The 5,434-nt window shown below is 57.6% G+C and carries 4 protein-coding genes and 1 pseudogene; 4 read left to right on the forward strand and 1 reads right to left on the reverse strand.

Features of this window, described 5'->3' with window-relative positions; genetic code table 11:
• Positions 1-529 precede the first annotated feature (529 nt).
• The 4 genes from QJT78_RS47935 to QJT78_RS47950 all read left to right on the forward strand — a co-directional run bounded on the left by QJT78_RS47935 (position 530) and on the right by QJT78_RS47950 (position 4,394).
• Positions 530-709 (forward strand): hypothetical protein, encoded by a 180-nt coding sequence (locus QJT78_RS47935; protein WP_028154347.1) that lies wholly within the window; start codon positions 530-532, stop codon positions 707-709.
• Between the two features lie 577 nt (positions 710-1,286).
• Positions 1,287-1,499 carry a cold-shock protein gene (locus QJT78_RS47940; RefSeq protein WP_028154346.1) on the forward strand — a complete coding sequence of 71 codons (213 nt, stop codon included), beginning with the start codon at positions 1,287-1,289 and terminating at the stop codon, positions 1,497-1,499.
• 492 nt (positions 1,500-1,991) lie between these two features.
• On the forward strand, positions 1,992-2,231 hold the full coding sequence (locus QJT78_RS47945; RefSeq protein ID WP_028154345.1) for a hypothetical protein: 240 nt from the start codon (positions 1,992-1,994) through the stop codon (positions 2,229-2,231).
• 1,044 nt (positions 2,232-3,275) lie between these two features.
• Positions 3,276-4,394, forward strand: a complete 1,119-nt coding sequence (locus QJT78_RS47950) for an IS110 family transposase (RefSeq protein ID WP_281460748.1) — start codon at positions 3,276-3,278, stop codon at positions 4,392-4,394.
• A gap of 791 nt (positions 4,395-5,185) precedes the next feature.
• Here the strand turns inward: QJT78_RS47950 and QJT78_RS47955 are convergent.
• Positions 5,186-5,329: pseudogene (locus QJT78_RS47955) on the reverse strand (IS110 family transposase); the annotation flags it as partial.
• Positions 5,330-5,434: the final 105 nt, after the last annotated feature.

Consider the following 5,434-nt stretch of genomic DNA (forward strand, 5'->3'; position numbering starts at 1 on the left):
TCAACGCATACAACGACAGAGCCGAGCCCTTCGTCTGGACCAAGAAAAAGGTCCGTCAACGCCGTTTCAAAGGCCGCCGTATCACTCAGCTCTGATTCCGGGTACTAGCTTACCCAGATTGGAAAGTCGGACTTGACGTCAGGAGGCGGTGTAGAAGGCTTTCATTCTAGAGAACGTACCCTCGGGGCTCGATGCATCGACGAGGATTCTCGCTCTCGCTTACTAGATTTCTTCCGCGGTCGGTCTCGAGCTGCCTTCGCCGCACGGCGTGCTCCGCCGGCCGGTCATCCAGGGCACGTTCATCAAGCGTTGTGCACGGCTCCTACAAAGCCGGCTTTCACTTCTTCAACATGACACCGGAACGAGCGGGCTTTCTCCATTTGCGACTACTTAGGTTCACACACCGTCGAAGCGGCACTCTCCTGAAATCCGCACCACCGGGAAGAACATCCCCGATAGAACTTCAAGAGCCTCACCTGCCGGCCTTGCCCTCGATCTCTCGCGCTAACCGCTCCGCTCTGAGACGTCTGTGGTTTTCCTGAAACTCTGGATCGGCCTGACTGTCCGCAATCGTTTGCCGCGCTCCGTTTGGGTTTTGCGCCTTGCGGTCCGCCTCGAAGGCTACCTGCTGCTGGGCGGAGCGTTTCCGTTCGGTCATTACTGGATCCTTGCACTCATTGATCAGAGCCGTATCACCCTGCAAAGATAGTTGGAGGAAGGAGCCATCATGTCACTTCGCGTAACCCTGGGATCGGAGCCATGCGATCCGACGCTCTCCATTCATCCAATCGTCAATTTCTGTCTTGCTTGTGAAACCCATAATTTCTCGGGGTTCTGCGCCTGGGTACTCGGCGATGATAGCCCAGTCGCCTTCAGAGTTACGGACCGGTTTGAAACTCACTTTTACTTTTGCCATGCCGAACTATGCAGGAAAGTGTGCAAAAAGTGAAGCTCGCGGAAGCATTTCAAGCCGCCGGGCCCGGCCGACTCCTTTTGTCGTGCAGGCGAGGAGCCGCTCTATTTCCGAGCACCCAAGGTCATTCCCGCAAGCAGTCACCAGTTTCGGAACAAATCCACCAACCGTGTTGAAAAGCCCGTTGGCTTTCTTATTGAAGTCTCTCAACTGATGGTGTATTGTTTCAGATATCGATACTGGCCGAACAACTGTTCCGCTTTCGCCTCAACTCCTGACGGCGCGCACGTTTCAGACATTCTCCAACATCGACTAACCGGACGGGCCGCAACTCCGCGCGCCAGATCCTGCGCGTTTACGAAAGGACGATGTGATGAACACAGGTACAGTGAAGTGGTTTAATACCCAAAAGGGCTTCGGCTTTATCCAGCCGACAAACGGCAGCAACGACGTTTTTGTTCATATCAGCGCGGTCGAACGCGCCGGTATGGGCACTCTCAGCGAAGGTCAGACGCTGTCTTATGACGTCGTCGCAGACCGTCGTACGGGCAAGTCCGCCGCCGAAAATCTTCGTGCTGCTGCTTAAGTAAGAGCACGACAGACCTGTCGCTTTCGCCGCGGATGTACTGGCAGAGCTTGTGGTCATGCCCCGTTCCCAAATCATTGGGAGCGGGGTTTTTGATTGAACCGGTCAAAGCGATGCATAAGCAAGCTCGTCGGTGGCTTCGCTTCAAATCATCGCGCGTGGTCGCTGAGAGAAGAGCCGACAAGGCAGTTTGGATTCGCGAAGCCAGGTCAAGAGCGTAGACGTTGGTATTCGCTTCCCCGATCGCTGGATGGCTGACTCCTAGTTTTATCCTGGCGAAGGAGCAGCAAAGGCTGTTGGAAGATCTAAACTGCGGGCGATGTTTACAGACTTCATGAGTACCCCGCAGCCGCGGATGCTTTGCCTGTTGTCAAGTTCGCCCCCTCGGCCTGATGCGGCCTGTTCAACCTCTTTACGAAACGATTCGTGTGTGCATTGGGCGGTCGTGCAATTCAACAAACGTGGTAGGATTAGCGCAAAGCAGGAGATCAAATGAGCATTGTAAAGCGGCATCTGGCAGAGCAGGAAGAGCGCTTGGTCTTAGTCGAGGAAATCTGCATCGATAAAGGAGCGCTCGTCTTGGATACTGCCACGGACGAAGTCTACTTTTCTGCAGATGAAGAGGCTTACAGGAACGCCTACGTCGCCGTGTTTCAGGCGTGGGCGAAGGGCACAATCAAGGGCACAGCGGAACAGATATTCGACGCTACAAAATCCATACTCGAGGATTAGAGAACCCTGCCAAGGTAAAAATGGTTCGCACGTGAGCGCGTCAGGATCCGGAAGCAACAGGATGCATTCCAGCCCCGCTGGAGCAGCCGCAACCGTAAGGTAAACACATGTCCTATGCTTATAAGCTCAATGAAGACGTCCGCCACCAACCCCAAGGCCCACAAGGACGATCCGGAACTGAACGGCCAATGATTTACACCATCGTACAGCATATGCCCATCGAGTCCGATGGACGGGTTAGGTACCGCATCAAGTGCAAGTCCGAGAGGATCGAGCGAGTCGTTACGGAAGATCAGCTTTCGTACCTTCAGTGACCTTCAGCGGTTGATCGATCGCGAAAATGTCCTGAGAGCGCAGCGCGCAAAGCCCCTCAAAGGCACGAGGTGTGACAAAGGCGCGGCCAACGTCGGTCTGACGCTCAGACTCGTAAAGTTCGAACGCTCGCAGCCACGAGATGCGCGCTTGCCACACTAAAGGCGTACACGTCGGCCAGCGCCATGACCTGCGAACTGCTGAGGCCTGTCACGCAAAAGGCGATACCTCGACCAGCATTCCGATCAATCACAACAATGCTTGCTGTTCGGGGCCACTTCCGCGACGCAAGAACTCACCCAACTCGACGTGAGATAGCGGCCACCAGAGGGAGCATTGGGCTGGTGGATGATGAAAGCATGACCGCTTGCCGGCTCGCGAGCGATGAACCATGCGTCGCCATTCGGGCTCCGATAGAGCTCTCGCCGGTCTGACATATCTCCTCCTAGGCACCGACGACAATATAAGAGGCGATGGCCGCTTGCGCGAGAGGTATCCGAAATGCCACCCCTTTTCTGGTCGGGGCTTAGGAACCTACAAGGACTGCCACGCCGTCGCGCCGGGAAACAGGACGGTCTCACCACCGAACTTTGAACGCCGAAACAGTCAAACAACCGGCGGCGAGGTCAGAGACTGTATGTCCCCTCCACAAAATGAGGCGACTCACCCTCGATGTTGCGACGAGGGTTGCCTGGATGGACCGGGCAGAGCCTCAAACAAGGAGGGCGAGTCGTGGGTCATCATACCGAGGTCTTTGTCGGAATCGATACGTCAAAATCGCGCAATGCAATAGCCATTGCCGATGGCGGCCGTGGCGGCGAGGTACGATATCTCGGGGAGTTTCCTGCCACGGAGGCAGCGATCCGAAAGCTGGTGGCAAAGCTTGCAGCGAAATGCTGTCATCTGACGTTTTGCTACGAAGCAGGGCCGACAGGCTATGGCCTCTACAGACTGCTCAAGAGCCTCGGCCATGACTGCCTGGTGGTGGCCCCCTCGCTCGTTCCGAAGAAGGCCGGCGATCGAGTGAAGACGAACCGGCGCGATGCGGTAAGCCTCGCCAAGCTGTTGCGCGCGGGCGAGCTCACTGCAGTGTGGGTGCCGGACGAGCGCCATGAGGCGATGCGCGATCTCTCGCGCGCCCGTCAGGCAGTGAAGAAGGACCTCCAGGGCAAGCGTCAGCAGATCTCGTCATTGATGCTGCGGCTGGGACGCATCTATCCGGGCAAGAAAACGTGGGGACCCGCCCACATGAGATGGCTGATGTCGCAGAAGCTCGAGCATCGCGAGCAGCGCATCGCATTCGAAGAGTTACTTGAGGGGATACGCCACGAAAGTGAGCGAATGGAGCGTTTGGAAGATGCCATCCGCGAGGTAGTACCCGAGTGGTCGCTTGCCGAGGTTGTCGCGGCCCTACAGGCGATGCGGGGGATTGATCTCATCGCGGCTGTGGGGGTGCTGGCCGAGATCGGTGATCTCTCCCGCTTTCAAAATCCGCGCGAGCTGATGAGCTATCTGGGTCTGGTGCCCACGGAAAACTCGACTGGCGACAAGGTCAAGCGAGGCGGCATCACCAAAGCCGGTAATGGGCGGGCGCGACGTATTCTTGTGGAGGCGGCCTGGAGCTATCGATATCCGCCGCGCGTAAGCCGAGATAAGCAGCCAAAGGTGGAGGCCGCACCGAGACGCGCGCGAGAGATTGCGTGGAAAGCGCAAACCAGATTGTGCGGACGCTTCCGCTCACTCGAGCGGAAGGGCAAGCGGCGAACCGTAATCGTCACGGCGATTGCCCGAGAGCTATCCGCCTTCATTTGGGCAATCAATCGCGAGCTCATGCCACCTCGACAGGCGTAACGTCGCTGGGGGCTGTGGACCGCTCGAGTCGTGAGGTGCGCTCGACCGGCCCACAGCCCCCTTTGTTGCAATCAGGATCAGGGTAGTCGCAGACATCAATCGTGCAGAGGTGAAGGTGGGACCACGGCAGGGGAAATCCTGAAACCCATTATGTGGCCGATCATCCGATCGACGCCCGACGCTAGACCAGGGACAGCCCCAGACGAAAAAACGGAAATGCGGTATCCAACCCGCGCATCAGAGCCTGTTCACCGACGTCTTTGGGTTCCGCCTTCTCCTCTGCACGATCCATCGGCGCAAGAACTTCACGATGAGTCCTCGTGGAGATGGAAAACCGTGCGTTGTGTGCTTGACTGGGGACATCAGAGAGTGGGATGGTCCGGCCGTGCTCCTGCCCTGCCAGCGATAAGCTGGCCAGGGTGTCAATCGGCCCTTTAATTGCGGTTTGTTGTCAAGCTACCATTCTTCCTCTCTCCAGTGACACGCCGGTAGCGATTGCTCCGTCGGAGCTGGTCAGGTTGCGGAGACGGAGCGATCGCGGATGGCGAGACGATTGCCTAGCGGGATTGGCAATCGACGTCGTTGGCGGCTTCAGCGGGTTGGGTTGATGTCGTAGCTGGGGTCATGGTCCTTTCCGAGGTCGCGAGCGCCTCATGATGATGTCCGGATCGGGCGCCTCAACGTTTGCAGCGGAGTGCGGGCGAACCGCCACCAGCCGATTGACCGAGGTCACCACGACCAGCGGGACATCGCCAGTCCGGCGGACCGGACCAGGAACTTGCGAGCAAATATCAGATTGGCTTCGGCTGGCCCCAGTCGAACGATGTGCCATCGACCCAGATGCAGTGGAGAATCACGGCGATCTTTCGGGCGATGGCGACCTTTGCCTTCTTCATGCCGATCCGCTTGGCGAGCTTCATGCCCCAGGCCTTTAGCCCGTCCTATTCGTGAGAGTGCGGCTTTTGGGCCCGATTGATGCGGCCGCACATCTTGTCTGACGAGGCGCACAGGATTGCCTTCGGCTTTTCGCCGCCTGACGA

It is taken from the genome of Bradyrhizobium sp. Mp27, from assembly GCF_029953005.1.
Classification (GTDB): Bacteria; Pseudomonadota; Alphaproteobacteria; order Rhizobiales; family Xanthobacteraceae; genus Bradyrhizobium; species Bradyrhizobium barranii.

Excerpts from the sequence above, each read along its gene's own strand:
- QJT78_RS47940 (WP_028154346.1), top strand. The coding sequence starts at position 1,287 with ATGAACACAGGTACAGTGAAGTGGTTTAATACCCAAAAGGGCTTCGGC.
- QJT78_RS47945 (WP_028154345.1), top strand. The coding sequence starts at position 1,992 with ATGAGCATTGTAAAGCGGCATCTGGCAGAGCAGGAAGAGCGCTTGGTC.